The following is a 17,014-nucleotide window of genomic DNA, read 5'->3' on the forward strand; positions in this document are numbered from 1 at the left end:
CGGAGCCCCGGTCCGGGGACGCGTGACTCCGGTCACAACTCCCGCCAAAGACAGGCCAGTCGGTGACCGGAAAACTAGAGACCGAATTTGCTAACCGCCGATCTCTTGTTACCGTTCGAGTAGCCCGGTTGCTGGTGCATCCCCCGTCGCCAGCAACCGGGTCTTTCCATGCGCCCGGTCGCTCACGCACCGAAAGCGCTCGTCAACTCCCCGTTCCCACAGGTGAGTTGCTCCCCTTGCCGCCGACGCGCCCGGCACCCCGGCGCCGCCACTGCCGCCACTGCCGCCACTGAGCCAGTCACTCACGTCGCTCCCGCCGCCCTCGTCACTCCGAGGGCTCCTGGCCGCTGCGTCGCTTGCGCCACTGACCCCGTTTGCACTACTTACCCCGCTTGCGTCGCTACGGTTGCTGCCGGTACGCAGCAGCAGCGGCCCGTACCCGGCCCGGGCCGCGAACTCCGCGACCGCGGTGTACGCCGTCGGCCCGCCCCGGGTGCGCTTCCTGGGCGTCTCGCAGGTGCCCGGCGCGTCCTCCGCGCCCACCGCGCAGCGCGTCCGCACACTGCGCCCGTCGGGCCCGATGAGGCTCAGGACGGTTTCGAGCGGGTCACCGGTCGCGTTGCGGTAGTAGGTCCGCGCCCAGGTCTCCGTCTCCTGCGACACGACGCAGGTCTGCGCCTCGACGCCCTCGGGCGAGTTGAGTTCGGGACCACAGCGCACGGCGGTGGCCGGGCCCGGGGGCAGCGGGGAACGGGTGGGCGCGGCCGGGGCAGCACGGCCGACGTCTTCGGGTGCCTTTCCGTCTCCGCCCTGGGAGAGGAGACGGACGGCCGGAGGGTTCTCCTCGCCCCCGCCGCCCGGAGGCCCCGCGGACGCCACGGCGAACGGCAGCACGACCGCGCACACCACGACACCGGCGAGCCCGTACAGGCGGGCCCGCCGGAGGTCCGGCCTGCCGCGGCGCGGTCCTGAGCGGTCCAGCCCGGCGGTGCGGTCCGGCCCGGCGGTGCGGTCCGGCCCGGCGGTGCGGTCCGGCCCGACGGTGCGGTCCAGCCCGACGGTGCGATCCAGCCCGGCGGTGCGATCCAGCCCGGCGGCGCGGTCCGGACCGGCGGCGCGGTCCGGACCGGCGGCGCGGTGTGCCCTGGCGGCACGGTGCTGCCCGGCGCGGTGCTCCCCAGCATGAAGCGGCATGGGGCGGACGATAACGACACGGGCGGGCGCCGACTTCCGCGCGCGCCGCAGACCCCTACAACTCGGGCGCGCTCACACCCGTACGAGTGAGGGCGTCGACCACCGCGTCCACCACGGCCTCCACGTCGGGCACCCAGGGCGAGGCGGAGCCGGGCAACGGCGCCCGCTCCCAGCGCACGGCGCCTCCACCGGTCTCGGACGGGGGCAGCGCGAGGTAGCCGCCCTCGCCGTGGAAGCGCAGGGAGCCGGGGACGAAGTCCTTGGCGTAGAGCAGCTCGCCCAGCTGCTCCATCGAGTACGGCCTCACCAGCAACGACCAGCGGGTGGGCGAGGCGACCACCGGCCCGAGCCGCAGTCCCGCGCGGTCGAGCGCCGCAAGGGCGTGGGCGGCCGGCAGCGCGGGCAGGGAGACGGCGCACGGGGCGCCGCCCCCGGTGGCCAGGACGATCGGCGCGGTGGGGCGATTGGTCCACCACCAGCGGACCATACGCCCGTCGGTGGTGGCGGCGAGGAGGCCGGGGTCGAAGGGGTGTGCGCCGGGCACCGTGCACTCCGGGTCGGGGCAGGCGCAGCGCGACCGCGCCCGCGGGTCCGCCGCCACGCCCGGGAGTACGGGCCACTGCCATTGCGTCGCGTAGGTCAGAGCCGCACCGATCAGCTCAGGCCGCCCGTCGTCGTGCTGGGACAAGAGCCTGCGTCGCCTTCCGAGGATCTCGCGCATGAGCGCTCGTTCCTTTCCGTTGCACGCCTGGCAACACCGTGGTCACATCACACCATGTGTCGATCTCTTCGCTGTGCGTAGCTGGTGGCGCGTCACACCCCTGCCGAGAGACATCCCGGCTCGGCCACCTCCGTAAAGAGGCGTCGCCGCCAAGGACATCACTGCCAAGGGCAAGGAAAACCCCTGTGGGTCGAGCACTGACTGCGTCCGCGGCGGTTCCGTCCACACTGCGTCTGGCAAAAGCATGGGCGTGGCGCGGGGGTGGCGAAGTCTGGCGTTTGCCGTCCCGCGTATTTCTGTCCGCCTCCGCCACGGGAGGATGGGGCACGGTCGTCGGTGGATAGGACGCCCGGGTCCGCCGCCAGGTTCCGGGTGGTCCCCAACCACCCCTGGCCTTCTCCGAGTACGTACCCATCACGACCGCTGTGACGCTCCGTAAAGCACCCCCAGTCGACCGCAACAAGGCGTCCTCTAGGGCAGTTTCAAGCCAATTTCGCATTTTCGCAAGAGGCCGGGAGGAAGGTCACTCACACCTCACGGACACCAGGAATCCCGGCAGGACAATGCTGGACATCTCCTAACGAGTGCGTGTACATGTGGAGACACTGCTAGCGGCGCAGAATGACATGGGGGTTTGCGATGCTTTTGAGCAGTAAGCGCCGGTCGGAAGGCCGGACGCCATGAACGCCCCGCACGCTGCGAAAGTGGCCGGAATCGATTCAACGGTTCCGTCCCCCGCACACACTGTCGCGTCCACGGCCCCGGGTACCTCCTCGGCCGCCGCGCCAAACGCCACGGACGCCGCAAACGCCGCAGAGGTCACGGATGCCCCGGAAGCCCCCTGTGCCGCCCCCGGCGCCCTGCTCCAGGACCGGCTGGCCGGCTGGGTGTCGGACCTCACGACCCTGCACGAGCTGACCGAACGCCTGGTCCGTACGGGCACCCTTTCCGAAGGTCTGGGGGAAGTACTGCGCGCCGGAGCCGCCCTGGTGGGCGCCCGACGCGGTCTCGTCGTCCTGGAACCGGCCGGCGGCCTCGGCCCGGACACCACCGTCGGCCTCGGCCTCTCCCGCGCCGACCTCGGCCACATCGAGACCGTCCCCCGAAGCGCCCTGTCCTACGGGCGCACCCTGGACGGACTGCCGGTCGGCGAGAACGGGCTCGCCGAGCCCGACCTGTTCGCCGAGCAGGGCCTCGACCCGCGCCACCGCGAGGTCGCCGCCCGCCTCGGCTACGCCGCCAGCTACGCGCTGCCGCTGTCCACCGAGGGCACCGGGCGCCTGGGAGCCGCCGTATGGCTCTACGACGAACCCGCCGAGCCGGGTGAGCGGCAACGCCACCTCGCCGGCCTGTACGCCCGCTACGCCGCCCAGCACCTGGCCCGCCTCGTGGAAATCGAGCGCACGCGCGCGTGCATGTCGACGATGGCCGAGGAACTGCTCCCCTCACGCCTGCCGCGCGTGCCCGGCGTCCAGCTCGCCGCCCGGCACCGCACGGGCCCGCGCGGCGGCGGCGACTGGTACGACGCGCTGCCCCTGCCGGACGCCGCACTCGGCCTCACCGTCGGGTCCGTCACCGGCGCCGGGGCCGGCGCCGTCGCCGCGATGGGACGGCTGCGCGCCTCCCTGCGGGCGTACGCCGTGATGGAGGGCGAGGACCCGGTCGCCGTCCTGTCCGACCTCGAGCTGCTGCTGCGCCTCACCGAGCCCGCCCGCTCCGCCACCGCGCTGTTCGCGTACTGCGAACCCGCGCTGCGCCGGATCACGCTGGCCGGCGCCGGGCACAGCCCGCCACTGCTGATCGGGGAGCGGCGCACGGAGTTCGTCGAGACCTCCGTCTCCGCACCGCTCGGCATGCTCGCCTGCTGGGAGGCGCCCAGCGTGGAGCTCCAGGCCGAAGCCGGAGAGACGGTCCTGCTCTACACCGACGGACTGCTGCACCGCACCGGCGACCCGGCCGACCACGCCTTCGCCCGGCTGCGGGCGGCCGCGGCCGGTGTACCGCGGGCCAAGCGCCAGGACCCGGACGCCATCGCCGAGCACGTCCTGCGCACGGTGCTGCCCGACGGGAAGGCGGACGCGGACTCCGAAGAGGACGTCGCGCTACTGGCCATCCGGTTCGAATAACGGACGCTGACACCGGGTGCGCCGCACATAACGGACAGTCGCGCCTGTGTGTAACAGGCCCTTCGGCCCTGGGCCCCCTTCCGCACGACCGTACGATGGGGGTGGTCCAGTGCCGTATATAGGAGGATGACCGTGGCGGAGGAGCTCACCCCGGCAGTATCCGATCCTGCTGCTGACGCAGCGGGCCCGGAGGACGAGACCGAGGAGCCGATCAAGCAGCGCAAGAACGGCCTGTACCCGGGCGTGTCCGACGAGCTGGCCGAGAACATGAAGTCCGGCTGGGCCGACACCGAGCTGCGCGACCTGGAGCCCGTAGCCCAGGCCGCCGAGACCGCCGCCCGCCGTGCCGCCCTGTCCGCCCGCTTCCCGGGCGAGCGCCTGGTGATCCCCGCGGGCAACCTCAAGACCCGCTCGAACGACACGGAGTACTCTTTCCGCGCCTCCGTCGAGTACGCCTACCTCACCGGCAACCAGACCGAGGACGGCGTCCTGGTCCTGGAGCCCAAGGGCGACGGCCACACCGCGACGATCTACCTCCTGCCCCGCTCGGACCGCGAGAACGGCGAGTTCTGGCTCGACGGCCAGGGCGAGCTGTGGGTCGGCCGCCGCCACTCCCTCACCGAGGCGGAGAAGCGGTACGGCATCCCCGCCTCCGACGTACGCGAGCTGGCCGACAGCCTGCGCGAGGCCACCGGCCCGGTGCGCGTCGTGCGCGGCCACGACGCCGGCATCGAGGGGGCACTGACCGACAAGGTCACCGCCGAGCGCGACGAGGAACTGCGCGTGTTCCTCTCCGAAGCCCGCCTGGTCAAGGACGAGTTCGAGATCGGCGAGCTGCAGAAGGCCGTCGACTCCACCGTGCGCGGCTTCGAGGACGTCGTGAAGGTCCTCGACAAGGCCGAGGCGACCAGCGAGCGCTACATCGAGGGCACCTTCTTCCTCCGCGCGCGTGTGGAGGGCAACGACGTCGGCTACGGCTCGATCTGCGCCGCGGGACCGCACGCCTGCACGCTGCACTGGGTGCGCAACGACGGCCCGGTCCGCTCCGGCGACCTGCTGCTGCTCGACGCCGGCGTGGAGACGCACACGTACTACACCGCCGACGTCACGCGCACGCTGCCGATCAACGGCCGCTACAGCGAGTTGCAGAAGAAGATCTACGACGCCGTGTACGACGCCCAGGAGGCCGGCATCGCGGCGGTGCGGCCAGGCGCCAAGTACCGCGACTTCCACGACGCCTCCCAGCGCGTACTGGCCGAACGGCTCGTCGAGTGGGGCCTGGTCGAGGGCCCCGTGGAGCGAGTGCTGGAGCTGGGTCTGCAGCGCCGCTGGACGCTGCACGGCACCGGCCACATGCTCGGCATGGACGTCCACGACTGCGCGGCCGCGCGCGTGGAGTCGTACGTCGACGGCACGCTGGAGCCCGGCATGGTACTCACCGTCGAGCCGGGCCTGTACTTCCAGGCCGACGACCTGACCGTGCCCGAGGAGTACCGGGGCATCGGCGTCCGCATCGAGGACGACATCCTCGTCACCGCGGACGGCAACCGGAACCTGTCCGCCGGGCTGCCGCGCCGGTCGGACGAGGTCGAGGAGTGGATGGCAGCGCTGAAGGGCTGACCTTCGCACGCGATGGCCGGGCACCCGAGGGTGCCCGGCCATCGGCATGTCCACCGGCCCGCGGAGAGGCCCCCGGGGCCCCCGGGCCTCACGGGTCACACGGGTCACAGGGTCACACGAGTCACAGGGGCACACGGGCCTCACGGGTCACACCGCCACCAGCGGAGTGCCCTCACGCCACTTGAGGATCTTGTCGAAGCTCACCACGGCACCGGCCCGGCCCGGCGTGCTGCCGATGTGCACGTGGTCGGCGAGCTCCCGGATGAGACACAGGCCGCGGCCGTCCTCGGCGTCCGCGGACACCGGCCGGGCCGCTCCCCCCGGTCGGCCCCGCACGGCCGCGGGAAAGCCCGGGCCCGTGTCGGCGACCTCGATACGGCACCGTTCCCCGTCGAGGTAGGCCGTCACGCGGTACGCCTCCGAGGGGCCGCCGGGTGCGTCGTCCCCACCGTGCTCCACCGCGTTGGCACAGGCCTCACTCAGCGCTACGGAAAGGTCGAAGGAGATGTCGGGGTCGACGCCCGCGGTCTCCATGGTGCCGATCAGCAGGCGGCGGGCCAGTGGCACGCTCGCAGCCTCGCGCCGCAAATGGAGTGACCACCAGATGCTCATGCTCCAGCCTCCCGGCCGCGGCTCGACATACCGTTACGTATTGCCCCCTGTGCCCGGGCGTAAGCGCGGTGTTCGCGTGAGACCGCCCATATGGCGGATGCGTGCGTGCCGCCGATCGGTGTATGCGGGACGGCCGGCGCCAGAAAATGATCTTCCCTTCTTCCCTTTCCGTTCCGCGCTTTCCCTTCCTATCCCTCCTCTTCCGCCACCTTCCCTCCTCTTCCGCCGCTTCCCCTCCTCTTCCATCGTGTTACCTCCTCTTCCGTCGCGTCCCCTCTCTTCCGTCTCATCCGTCTCTTCCGTCGCCTCCTTCCTCTTTCGTCGCCTCTCCTTCCTTCCCTCCCCTTTCCTCCTCTTCCGGCCGTAGGGCATCTTGTGGACCTGCCGTACGGCGCGGGGGGTGCCAGTGCGATGATGGGCCGGCCATGACTGCCCCCCACCCGCCTACGGCGCGCTCCGGGAACGACCTCCGGATCCTGCGGGCCGCGGTGTTCGCCGCGGTCTGTGTCGTGCTGGCCGCGGCCGGGCACACCCTCGCCTCCTGCGCCACCGTTCCGCTGTGGTCGCTGGGCGCGGGATTCCTCGGGGCGGTCGTGGTCGCCGCGCCCCTGGCCGGACGCGAGCGCTCGCTGCCCGGCATCGCGGTGCTGCTCGCCATCGGGCAGACCGCACTGCACGCCCTGTTCGGACTGGGCCAGCACGGTGCCACGGCGGTCACGGCGTCCGGTACGGCCGTCGCGTCCACCGGCGGGTCGGGCGCACTGTCCGACGCCTCGCTGGTCCAGCAGGCCGCACGGCTGGTGTGCGGGACCACCGCGGCGGCGATCAGCCCGGCCCAGGCCCAGCGGATCCTCACCGACGCGCGCATCGCCCCGGACGTCCACACCGGCGTCGCGCACCACCCCGCCGACGCCCTGTCCACCGGCGGGTCCTCGGCCTCTCTGCTGCCGTCCCTGCCGATGCTGCTCGGCCACGTGCTCGCGGCCCTGGCCGCCGGCTGGCTGCTGCGGCGCGGGGACCTGGCCCTGGCCCGGCTCGTCGAACTGTCGTCGCACTCGGCCCACTCGGTTGCCGAGGCCGCGTTCGTACGTGCCCTGCGCGCGGCGCTCTCGCTGGTCCGCGCCCTGCACGCCGGGCTCGCCGGTGTGCCCGGAACGGGCCCGCGCCTGCCGCACACCGCCCGGCTCGTGCCGCCCCGGCCCCGCACCACCGCACTCCAGCACACCGTGATCAGGCGTGGCCCACCGAGCGACTCGTTCGTCCTCGCCGCCTGACACGACGCGACCACCACTCCGCTTCGGCCCATCGGCCGCCGCCCGGAGGGGCCGCCGTCGTGCGGCACGCGCGCGTGCGCGCATTCCTCCCGTCACCCGTCACCCGTCACCGGCTCAGCACCGGTGACCCACTCGAAGCGGAGTGCTCCGTCCATGAAGGCTTCTCGTATCGCCGCCGCCGGCGCCGTCTCCGGCATCGCCGTCCTCGCCCTGTCCGCGCCCGCCTTCGCGCACGTCAGCGTGCAGCCGGAGGGTACGGCCGCCAAGGGCGGCTACGCGGTCGTCGACTTCAAGGTCCCCAACGAACGCGACAACGCCTCCACCACCAAGCTGGAGGTCAGCTTGCCCACCGACCACCCGCTGGCGTCCGTGATGCCGCAGCCGGTCCCCGGCTGGAAGGCGGAGGTCACCAAGTCCAAGCCGGCCAAGCCGCTGGAGTCGCACGGCAAGCAGCTCACCGAGGTCGTCACCAAGGTGACCTGGACCGCCGACGGCAAGGGGATCGAGCCCGGCTACTTCCAGAAGTTCCCGGTCTCCGTCGGCGCGCTGCCCGAGGACACCGACGAGCTGGTGTTCAAGGCCATCCAGACGTACGACAACAAGGAGGTCGTGCGCTGGATCGAGGTGCCGCAGGAGGGCCAGGAGGAGCCCGAGAACCCGGCACCCGTGCTGGAGCTGGCCGCCGCCGAGGACGACGCCCACGGATCGTCGGGCGCGAAGGCCGGGGACGACACCGAGGCGGCCGCGCGGAACACCGCCGCCGACACGGCCGCCTCGTCCGGCTCCGGTGACAGCAGCGACACGACCGCCCGTGTCCTCGGCATCGTCGGCATCGTCGTCGGCGCCGCGGGCGTCGCCTACGGCGTGCTGGCGGGACGCCGGCGCGACTCCGGTGCGGCGGCGTAACAACGCCCCTGCCGGTGCGGCGGCGTAGCAACGCCGCCGCATCCTCTCGTCCGGTGCGCGCCGGACACACTCCGTCGGTCCGACGGACCCGGTGCGCACCGGAGTACCTCACATCTGGGACATTTTTCTATGCGCAAGAAGACGTTCGCCGCGGCCGCACTGCTCGCTGCCGCCTCCCTGACCCTGTCCGCATGCGGCAGTGGCGCCGACAGCGACAAGCCCGTCACCGTGGTGTCGGAGGACAACAGCCAGCAGGCCGCCACCGTCCTCGACAAGCCGTTCGAGAAGCCCGACCTGGTCCTCACCGACACCCAGGGCAAGAAGTACGACCTTCGCGAGCGGACCGCCGGCAAACCCACCCTGGTCTACTTCGGCTACACCCACTGCCCCGACGTCTGCCCTCTGACCATGAACAACATCGCCGTGGCCAAGAAGCAGCTGTCCCAGGCCGAGCAGGACGAGCTCCAGATCGTGTTCGTCACCACCGACCCGGAGCGCGACACCCCGGCCGCGCTCGGCAAGTGGCTCAAGGGCATCGACCCGAAGATCGTCGGTCTGACCGGCGACTTCGACACCGTCCAGGCCGGCGCCCGCACGCTGGGCATCTCCATCGACCCGCCTACCAAGGACAAGGACGGCAAGATCGTGTCGACGCACGGCACCCAGGTCGTCGCCTTCTCGCCGAAGTCCGACGCGGGCTACGTCCTCTACGGCGAGGACGCCACCGTCGAGGACTACACCAAGGACCTCCCGAAGCTCGTCAAGGGGGAGAACCCGTGAGAGGCCGTCCCGTTCTCGCCGCCGCGACGGTGATCGGCGCCCTGGTCCTCGCGGGCTGCGGCGACTCGGACTCCGGCTCCGACTCCTCGGCTTCCTCGGCCTCCTCAGCCTCCTCGGCCTCCGGTGCCGCACTCTCCGTCGACGCCGCCTACATACCGCAGCCGGTCTCCGACTCGATGGCGGCGGGCTTCCTCACCATCACCAACAAGGGCGACGCCAGGGACGAACTGACCTCCGTCACCAGCGCGGCCGGTGACGTCACCGTGCACGAGACCGTCGACGGGACGATGAAGGAGGTCGACCGCCTCCCGATCCCCGCCCACGGTCAACTCGTGTTCAAAAGCGGCGGCAACCACCTGATGTTCGAGAAGCTGAAGCAGCGGCCGGAGGAGGGACAGACGGTCTCCGTCGAACTGCACTTCGCCCACTCCGACCCCGTCACGGTCAAGCTGCCCGTGAAGGCGGCCACCTACCAGCCCGCCAACCGGCACTCCGGACACTGAGGGAGGGACCACCTTGACGCAGACCATCGCCCCGCGCGTCCGGACCCTGGTGCTGCTGTTCCTGGCCGCGGCCTGCGCGCTGCTCGCCGGCGCCGGACCGGCCTCCGCGCACGCCGCGCTGACCGGCAGCGATCCCCGGCAGGGGGCGGTGGTCGACAAGGCTCCGGCCCAGGTGTCGCTCACCTTCTCCGAGTCGGTCTCCATGGACGACGACTCGCTGCGTGTCCTCGACCCCAAGGGCAAGCGCGTCGACGACGGCAGGCCGTCCGGCACAGACGGCACGAAGTACACCGTGAAACTGTACGCGGGGCTGCCCGACGGCACCTACACGGTGACCTATCAGGTCGTCTCCGCCGACAGCCACCCCGTCGCCGGCGCCTACACCTTCTCCATCGGCGCCCCGTCCGAGACCTCCGTGTCCGTCTACGGCACGGAAGCGGGCGGCGGGACCGTCGGCTGGCTGTACGGCCTCGGCCGGTACCTGTCGTACGCCGGATTCACCGTGCTGGTGGGCGGTGCCGCCTTCGTCCTCGCCTGCTGGCCGCGCGGCTCCGGCATCCGGGCCGTGCAGCGACTCGTCGTCTCCGGATGGCTCGTGCTCACCGCCGCCACCCTCATGCTGCTCCTGCTGCGAGGCTCCTACACACGCTCCGGGAAGCTCGGCGACGTCTTCAATCTGAATCTGCTCGGCGAGGAGCTGCAGACCAAGACCGGCGCCGCGCTGGTCTCCCGGCTGCTGCTGCTCGCGGCGGCCGCGCTGTTCGTCGCCGTACTCTTCGGCGCCTATGACAAGCGGGAGGACGAGGAGAAGCGGGACCTCACCTTCGGACTCGCGGTCGGCGGGGCCGTCGTGGCGGCCGGACTCGCAGCGACCTGGGCGATGTCCGAGCACGCCTCCGTCGGCCTCCAGGCCGGCCTCGCCATGCCCGTCGACGTCGTCCACCTGCTCGCCGTCGCCACCTGGCTCGGCGGGCTCACCACCCTGCTCGTCGCCCTGTACCGGGCACCCGGGGACACACCCGTCACCGCCTCAGCGGTGCGGCGGTTCTCGCGCGTCGCCTTCGGCAGCGTGATCACCTTGGTGGTGACCGGCACCTACCAGTCCTGGCGCCAGCTCGGTTCCTGGACGGCCTTCACCGACACCCGCTACGGGCAGCTGCTCCTTGTCAAGATCGGGCTCGTGGCGGTATTGGTCGGCATCGCCTACCTCTCGCGACGGTGGACGGCCCAGCTGGCCGAAGCGGTACCCGCCATCGCCCGCCAGCGGGAGAAGGAGCAGGGCGGGGCGTTCGGCAGCCGTACGACCGAGAAGGCGACGACCGGCGAGAAGGCGACCGCCGGAAACGAGACGACGACCGCCGGAAACGAGAAGGCGACCGCCGGGAAGGTGACGGCCGGCGTGAGGTCGTCCGGGGCGGGGAACGGCTCCGACGGTGCCTCCGGCGCGGCGAAGGGCTCCGGCGCTTCCCAGCGCGCCGCACAGCTCGCCCGGCAGCGCGCCGCCGTCGACGCCGCCCGGCGGAAACGGCAACGGGACGCCGACCCCCACCGCTTCGGGCTGCGCCGCTCCGTGCTCGCCGAGGCGGGAGTCGCCGTCCTCGTGCTCACCGTCACCACCATCCTGACCCAGACCGAGCCCGGCCGTACCGAGGAGGAGGCCAAGGCCGCCAACTCGTCCTCCGCGTCCACGTCCGCCCCCTCCACCGGAGCGGTCACCCTGGACATGCCGTTCGACACCGGCGGCCAGAACGGCAAGGGCGTCGTACGGGTCGAGCTCGACCCGGCACGGGTGGGCGCCAACGACATGCACCTCTACGTCGAGCGCCCGAACGGAAACGCCTTCGACCTCCCCGAGGTGAAGGTCGCCTTCACCCAGGAGGCCGCGGACATCGGGCCGCTGCCCGTCCTACCCGACCACATCACCACCGGTCACTGGTCGGCGAGCGGGGTGCAGATCCCGATGGCCGGCGACTGGGAGGTCGCCGTGACCGTACGGACCTCCGACATCGACCAGGTGACCGTTTCCAAGAACGCGCAGATCGGCTGAACCGCACCATGGCTGACCAATCCATCCCGGAGGCCCGTACCCGCGAGGCGACCCGCACGGCGCCCGGCGGCCCCGAGCCGCTCGACACCGAGAGCGCCACCGCCCGCGAGGGCGTCTCGCGGCGGCGGCTGCTCGGTACCGCCGGCGCCACCGGGCTCGTGCTCGGCGCGGCGGGCGGCACGGCGGGTTACGCCGCAGCGCCCTCCTCCGCGGCCACCCCGCTCACGTCGCTGGGCAGCGAGCAGGTGATGTTTCACGGGAAACATCAGCCCGGCATCACCACCCCGATGCAGGCCTGCGGACATCTCGTCGCCTTCGACCTGGCGGCGGGCGCCGGGCGCAAGGAGGCGACCGCGCTGCTGCGCCGCTGGTCCGACACCGCTCGTCGGCTGATGGCGGGGGAGCCCGCCGGTACCCGTGACACGAGCGTGGCCCGGGACGCGGGGCCCTCCTCGCTGACCGTCACCTTCGGGTTCGGGCACAGCTTCTTCGGCCGGACAGGTCTGGACGAGCGGCGCCCGGTCGCTCTAGATCCGCTGCCCGACTTCTCCTCGGACCACCTCGACAAGAACCGCAGCAACGGCGACCTGTGGGTGCAGATCGGCGCCGATGACGCCCTCGTCGCCTTCCACGCCCTGCGTGCGATCCAGCAGGACGCCGGATCGGCCGCCCGCGTCCGCTGGCAGATGAACGGCTTCAACCGCTCTCCGGGCGCCACCGCGCACCCCATGACCGCCCGCAACCTGATGGGCCAGGTCGACGGCACCCGCAACCCGAAGCCGGCCGACGCCGACTTCGAGCAGCGGATCTTCGTACCCGAGAAGCCCGAAAAACCGGGGAAGAACGACCAGGCATGGATGGCGAACGGCTCCTACGCCGTCGTACGCCGTATCCGCATGCTGCTCGACGACTGGGAGAAACTGTCGGTCAAGGCCCAGGAGGGCGTCATCGGGCGCCGCAAGTCCGACGGAGCGCCGCTGTCCGGGGGAACCGAGACGACCGAGATGGACCTGGAGAAGACGGACAAGGCCGGGAACCTGGTCGTCCCGATCAACGCCCACGCCCGCATCACCCGCCCCGACCAGAACGGCGGCGCGGCCATGGTCCGGCGTCCCTTCTCGTACCACGACGGCTTCGACGCGGACGGCGTCCCCGACGCGGGACTGCTCTTCATCTGCTGGCAGGCCGATCCGCTGCGCGGCTTCGTGCCGGTGCAGCGCAAGCTGGACCGGGGCGACGCACTGTCGCAGTTCATCCGGCACGAGGCGAGCGGTCTGTTCGCGGTGCCGGGCGGGGCGGCGGAGGGAGAATACGTGGGACAGCGGCTGCTGGAGGGGTGAAACCGGCGGGGAGTCACCCGGTGAGGGGCATGTGCGAGGCACGCGAGCCCCTTCTCCCCGGGCCCATTAGGGTGAGGACATGCCAGCCAGTTACGCGTATCTCGGCCCCGAAGGCACCTTCACCGAAGTCGCTCTGCGCACACTTCCGGAGACGGCGACCCGTGAGCTGGTCCCGTACGTTTCCGTCCAGTCCGCACTCGACGCGGTGCGCACCGGTGAGGCCGAGGCCGCGTTCGTGCCGATCGAGAACTCCGTCGAGGGCGGCATCACCACCACCCTCGACGAACTGGTCGCCGGCCAGCCGCTGATGATCTACCGCGAGGTGCTGCTGTCCATCACGTTCGCGCTGCTGGTCCGCCCAGGCACCAAGCTGTCGGACGTCAAGACGGTCACCGCCCACCCGGCCGCCCAGCCGCAGGTGCGCAACTGGATCAAGAAGCACCTCCCGGACGTCGCCTGGGAGTCGGCCGCCTCCAACGCCGATGGTGCCCGCCTGGTACAGGAAGGCCGATACGACGCGGCCTTCGCCGGCGAATTCGCCGCGGCCCGCTACGGCCTGGAGGTCCTGGAGTCCGACATCCACGACGCGGAGAACGCGCAGACACGCTTCGTGCTGGTCGGCCGGCCAGCCCGGCCCGCGGCACCGACCGGCGCGGACAAGACGTCCGTGGTGCTCTGGCAGCGCGACGACCACCCCGGCGGCCTGCGCGACCTGTTGGGCGAGTTCGCCACCCGGGGCATCAACCTCATGCTGCTGCAGTCGCGACCCACCGGTGCCGGCATCGGCAACTACTGCTTCTGCATCGACGCCGAGGGGCACATCTCCGACCGCCGGGTCGCCGATGCTCTGATGGGCCTGAAGCGGACCTGCCTCCAGGTCCGCTACCTGGGCTCGTACCCGCGCGCGGAGGTGGAACCGGCGGACGTGGGCGCACTGCGGCCGGGCACCTCGGACGAGGCGTTCGTCGCGGCGGCGGACTGGGTGGCGCGCTGCCAGGACGGCCGTTTCTGACGGCGGAAACCGGCCAGTCCTACCTGCTGATTTTCGTTGTCCACAGGGTCCTCAGAGTTATCCACAGGTCCGCTTCTCGACCTGGGGACAAGTCGACAACCAAGGGGGACGCAGTCGACAAATCCCCCTACAGCCCCCTACTTCCTCCACAGGCGCCCAGGTCACCCTTCGTCCACCTGTTTCCCGCCCTCCATTCTACGGAGTGACACCGAGTGTCCTGTTTCCACTCGAAAGTGGGGACGTGAAGGGTTTGAGTGGCCCGCTGCAAGAATTGGGAATGATCACTTCCGTGAGTCCACAGATCTTTCGCACAGCCTGTGGATAACTTTTCCGGATGCGGGGATCCCTGTGGACGGACGAGCGCGCTCCGCACCTCAACTTCCGGTCTCCACAAGGAAATCCGGTCAACCTGCCCCCCGTCGGCCACCTCGTTCCGGGGAATGGGCCGTCTTTCATTGACATGCCGGAACCCAGAAGCGCACATGCCGCAATCCCCTCATAACGGAACGTGAGAGCCGTGTTCGGCAATAGTGAGTCGAGAGCCGTCACCGCACACCGGTAGCCTTGACCGCGTGATTGACCTTCGCCTGCTCCGTGAGGACCCCGACCGTGTGCGCGCGTCGCAGCGCGCCCGTGGAGAGGATGTCGCGCTCGTCGACTCCCTCCTGTCTGCCGACGAGCGGCGCAGGTCGTCCGGCGTCCGCTTCGACGAGCTGCGCGCCGAGCAGAAGGGCCTCGGCAAGCTCATCGGCAAGGCCTCCGGAGACGAGAAGGCCGAACTGCTGAAGCGGGCGAGCGGGCTCGCCGCCGACGTCAAGGCGGCCGATGCCGAGCGCGACGCCGCCGACGCCGAGACGCAGGAACTGCTCCAGCGGCTCAGCAACCTCGTCCACCCCGACGTGCCCGTCGGCGGCGAGGAGGACTTCGTCACGCTGGAGACGCACGGCACGCACCGCGACTTCGCGGCCGAGGGCTTCGAGCCCAGGGACCACCTGGAGCTGGGCCAGCTGCTCGGCGCCATCGACGTCGAGCGCGGCGCCAAGGTCTCCGGTTCGCGTTTCTACTTCCTGACCGGCGTCGGCGCGCTCCTGGAGCTCGCCCTCGTCAACGCGGCGATCGCCCAGGCCACGGCGGCAGGCTTCACGCCGATGCTGACCCCGGCGCTGGTGCGCCCGCAGTCCATGGCGGGCACCGGCTTCCTCGGCCAGGCCGCCCAGGACGTGTACCACCTCGACAAGGACGACCTGTACCTGGTCGGCACGTCCGAGGTGCCACTGGCGGCCTACCACATGGACGAAATCCTCGACGCCGACCGCCTGCCCCTGCGCTACGCCGGGTTCTCGCCCTGCTTCCGCCGCGAGGCGGGCTCGCACGGCAAGGACACCAAGGGCATCTTCCGCGTCCACCAGTTCGACAAGGTCGAGATGTTCTCCTACGTCCTCCCCGAGGACTCGCAGGCCGAGCACCAGCGCCTGCTGGAGTGGGAGAAGCAGTGGCTGACGTCGCTGGAGCTGCCGTTCCGGGTCATCGACGTCGCCTCGGCCGACCTGGGCTCCTCGGCCGCGCGCAAGTACGACTGCGAGGCGTGGATCCCGACCCAGGGCAAGTACCGCGAGCTGACCTCGACCTCGGACTGCACCGAGTTCCAGTCGCGCCGGCTGTCGATCCGGGTGCGTGAGGACAAGAAGGTCCGCCCGCTGGCCACGCTCAACGGCACGCTGTGCGCCGTACCACGCACGATCGTGGCGATCCTGGAGAACCACCAGCAGGCCGACGGCTCGGTGCGCGTGCCCGAGATGCTGCGCCCGTATCTGGGCGGCCGGGAGGTCCTGGAGCCGGTGGCCAAGTGACTGACAACGGCTCCGCCGCGGGTCTCGACGGCGGTTCGGCCGGGAGTTTCCCGTACCGGCTGATCGCGACCGACCTCGACGGCACACTGCTGCGCGGTGACGACTCGATCTCGCCGCGTACCCGTGAGGCGCTCGCCGCGGCCACCGCGGCGGGTGCGGCCCACATCGTGGTCACCGGCCGCGCCGTCCCGTGGACCCGGCACATCCTCGACGACCTCGGTTACGAGGGACTGGCCGTCTGCGGTCAAGGCGCGCAGGTCTACCACGCCGGAGAGCACCGGCTGCTGACCTCGGTCACGCTGGACCGCCAGCTGGCCGGGGTGGCGCTGGCCAAGATCGAGGCGGAGACCGGCCCGCTGTACCTGGCGGCGAGCCGTGACGGTCTGGACGGCGACGTCCTGGTCGGCCCGGGCTACGCGGTCGGGGGCGACCTCCCGGCAGTGCCCTTCACCGACGCCTCGGACCTCTGGTCGGCGCCGCTGAACAAGATCTACATCCAGCACCCGACCCTCTCGGACGACGAGCTGGCCGAGGCTGCCCGGCGCACCGCGGGCGGCTTCGTCACGGTGACCATGGCCGGCGCGGGCGTCGTCGAGCTGCTCCCCCTCGGCCTGTCGAAGGCCACGGGCCTGTCGCTGGCGGCGCGTCGGCTCGGTCTGAGGGCCGCGGACACGATCGCGTTCGGCGACATGCCCAACGATGTCCCGATGTTCGGCTGGGCCGCCCACGGCGTGGCGATGGCCAACGCGCACGAGGAGCTGAAGGCCGTGGCCGACGAGGTGACGTCCTCGAATGACGAGGACGGTATCGCGGTGGTGCTGGAGCGGCTGGCGGCCTGATCCCGCCGCCCCGGAAGAGACGGGAAGCCCCCGTAAATCTGGGGGCTTGGGACTTCGGCCGTGCGGTCCGGACGGCACCGGCGTCCCCGTCGGCCGGCCCACGCGAGGGTCTCGCGTGCTCGAAGCGGCCGCCCGATGCACCGACGCCGTCCGGCCTGGTGCACCCCCCACAGTGCCGGTACGGAAAGCC

Annotated in this window: 14 protein-coding genes; 11 read left to right on the top strand and 3 right to left on the bottom strand. The window is 71.3% G+C overall.

Annotated elements, in window-relative coordinates; all coding sequences use genetic code 11:
- Nucleotides 1-108 precede the first annotated feature (108 nt).
- A complete protein-coding gene (locus ACZ4V1_RS10825; RefSeq protein WP_468332608.1) occupies nt 109-1,194 on the bottom strand; it encodes a hypothetical protein in 1,086 nt (361 codons plus the stop codon).
- 55 nt (nt 1,195-1,249) lie between these two features.
- A complete protein-coding gene (locus ACZ4V1_RS10830; RefSeq protein ID WP_468332611.1) occupies nt 1,250-1,915 on the bottom strand; it encodes a bifunctional DNA primase/polymerase in 666 nt (221 codons plus the stop codon).
- A 680-nt stretch (nt 1,916-2,595) separates the two neighbouring features.
- Here ACZ4V1_RS10830 and ACZ4V1_RS10835 point away from each other — a divergent pair.
- On the top strand, nt 2,596-4,041 hold the full coding sequence (locus tag ACZ4V1_RS10835) for a PP2C family protein-serine/threonine phosphatase (protein WP_468332614.1): 1,446 nt from the start codon (nt 2,596-2,598) through the stop codon (nt 4,039-4,041).
- 132 nt (nt 4,042-4,173) lie between these two features.
- A complete protein-coding gene (locus ACZ4V1_RS10840) occupies nt 4,174-5,661 on the top strand; it encodes an aminopeptidase P family protein (RefSeq protein ID WP_468332617.1) in 1,488 nt (495 codons plus the stop codon).
- Nucleotides 5,662-5,808: 147 nt separating this feature from the next.
- Here ACZ4V1_RS10840 and ACZ4V1_RS10845 read toward each other — a convergent pair whose 3' ends face one another.
- Nucleotides 5,809-6,273: an ATP-binding protein gene (locus ACZ4V1_RS10845; RefSeq protein ID WP_468332620.1), complete on the bottom strand. Its 465-nt coding sequence runs from the start codon at nt 6,271-6,273 to the stop codon at nt 5,809-5,811.
- A 425-nt stretch (nt 6,274-6,698) separates the two neighbouring features.
- Between ACZ4V1_RS10845 and ACZ4V1_RS10850 the strand changes: the two genes are divergently transcribed.
- From ACZ4V1_RS10850 to ACZ4V1_RS10890, 9 genes are all read left to right on the top strand, one after another.
- Nucleotides 6,699-7,547, top strand: coding sequence for a hypothetical protein (locus ACZ4V1_RS10850; protein WP_468332623.1), 849 nt, complete (start codon nt 6,699-6,701; stop codon nt 7,545-7,547).
- 153 nt (nt 7,548-7,700) lie between these two features.
- Nucleotides 7,701-8,453 carry a YcnI family copper-binding membrane protein gene (locus ACZ4V1_RS10855; protein WP_468332627.1) on the top strand — a complete coding sequence of 251 codons (753 nt, stop codon included), beginning with the start codon at nt 7,701-7,703 and terminating at the stop codon, nt 8,451-8,453.
- Nucleotides 8,454-8,582: 129 nt separating this feature from the next.
- The gene (locus ACZ4V1_RS10860; RefSeq protein WP_468332629.1) at nt 8,583-9,233 is read left to right on the top strand and encodes an SCO family protein; all 651 of its coding nucleotides are present in this window, start codon (nt 8,583-8,585) and stop codon (nt 9,231-9,233) included.
- Nucleotides 9,230-9,736: a copper chaperone PCu(A)C gene (locus tag ACZ4V1_RS10865; protein WP_468332632.1), complete on the top strand. Its 507-nt coding sequence runs from the start codon at nt 9,230-9,232 to the stop codon at nt 9,734-9,736. The genes ACZ4V1_RS10860 and ACZ4V1_RS10865 overlap by 4 nt, the downstream gene beginning before the upstream one ends.
- Nucleotides 9,737-9,749: 13 nt before the next feature.
- The gene (locus ACZ4V1_RS10870) at nt 9,750-11,783 is read left to right on the top strand and encodes a copper resistance CopC/CopD family protein (protein WP_468332635.1); all 2,034 of its coding nucleotides are present in this window, start codon (nt 9,750-9,752) and stop codon (nt 11,781-11,783) included.
- An 8-nt stretch (nt 11,784-11,791) separates the two neighbouring features.
- Nucleotides 11,792-13,123 (top strand): iron uptake transporter deferrochelatase/peroxidase subunit, encoded by a 1,332-nt coding sequence (gene efeB, locus ACZ4V1_RS10875; protein ID WP_468332638.1) that lies wholly within the window; start codon nt 11,792-11,794, stop codon nt 13,121-13,123.
- A gap of 79 nt (nt 13,124-13,202) precedes the next feature.
- Entirely contained in the window at nt 13,203-14,135 is a 933-nt protein-coding gene (pheA, locus tag ACZ4V1_RS10880) for a prephenate dehydratase (protein WP_468332641.1), read from the top strand.
- Between the two features lie 572 nt (nt 14,136-14,707).
- Nucleotides 14,708-15,985 (top strand): serine--tRNA ligase, encoded by a 1,278-nt coding sequence (gene serS, locus ACZ4V1_RS10885; protein WP_468332644.1) that lies wholly within the window; start codon nt 14,708-14,710, stop codon nt 15,983-15,985.
- A complete protein-coding gene (locus tag ACZ4V1_RS10890) occupies nt 15,982-16,824 on the top strand; it encodes an HAD family hydrolase (protein ID WP_468332647.1) in 843 nt (280 codons plus the stop codon). The genes serS and ACZ4V1_RS10890 overlap by 4 nt, the downstream gene beginning before the upstream one ends.
- The last annotated feature ends 190 nt before the right edge of the window (nt 16,825-17,014 follow it).

Source organism: Streptomyces sp. NPDC028991, assembly GCF_055564775.1.

Excerpts from the sequence above, each read along its gene's own strand:
- ACZ4V1_RS10825 (WP_468332608.1), bottom strand. The coding sequence starts at position 1,194 with ATGCCGCTTCATGCTGGGGAGCACCGCGCCGGGCAGCACCGTGCCGCC.
- ACZ4V1_RS10830 (WP_468332611.1), bottom strand. The coding sequence starts at position 1,915 with ATGCGCGAGATCCTCGGAAGGCGACGCAGGCTCTTGTCCCAGCACGAC.
- ACZ4V1_RS10835 (WP_468332614.1), top strand. The coding sequence starts at position 2,596 with ATGAACGCCCCGCACGCTGCGAAAGTGGCCGGAATCGATTCAACGGTT.
- ACZ4V1_RS10845 (WP_468332620.1), bottom strand. The coding sequence starts at position 6,273 with ATGAGCATCTGGTGGTCACTCCATTTGCGGCGCGAGGCTGCGAGCGTG.
- ACZ4V1_RS10850 (WP_468332623.1), top strand. The coding sequence starts at position 6,699 with ATGACTGCCCCCCACCCGCCTACGGCGCGCTCCGGGAACGACCTCCGG.
- ACZ4V1_RS10855 (WP_468332627.1), top strand. The coding sequence starts at position 7,701 with ATGAAGGCTTCTCGTATCGCCGCCGCCGGCGCCGTCTCCGGCATCGCC.
- ACZ4V1_RS10860 (WP_468332629.1), top strand. The coding sequence starts at position 8,583 with ATGCGCAAGAAGACGTTCGCCGCGGCCGCACTGCTCGCTGCCGCCTCC.
- efeB (WP_468332638.1), top strand. The coding sequence starts at position 11,792 with ATGGCTGACCAATCCATCCCGGAGGCCCGTACCCGCGAGGCGACCCGC.
- pheA (WP_468332641.1), top strand. The coding sequence starts at position 13,203 with ATGCCAGCCAGTTACGCGTATCTCGGCCCCGAAGGCACCTTCACCGAA.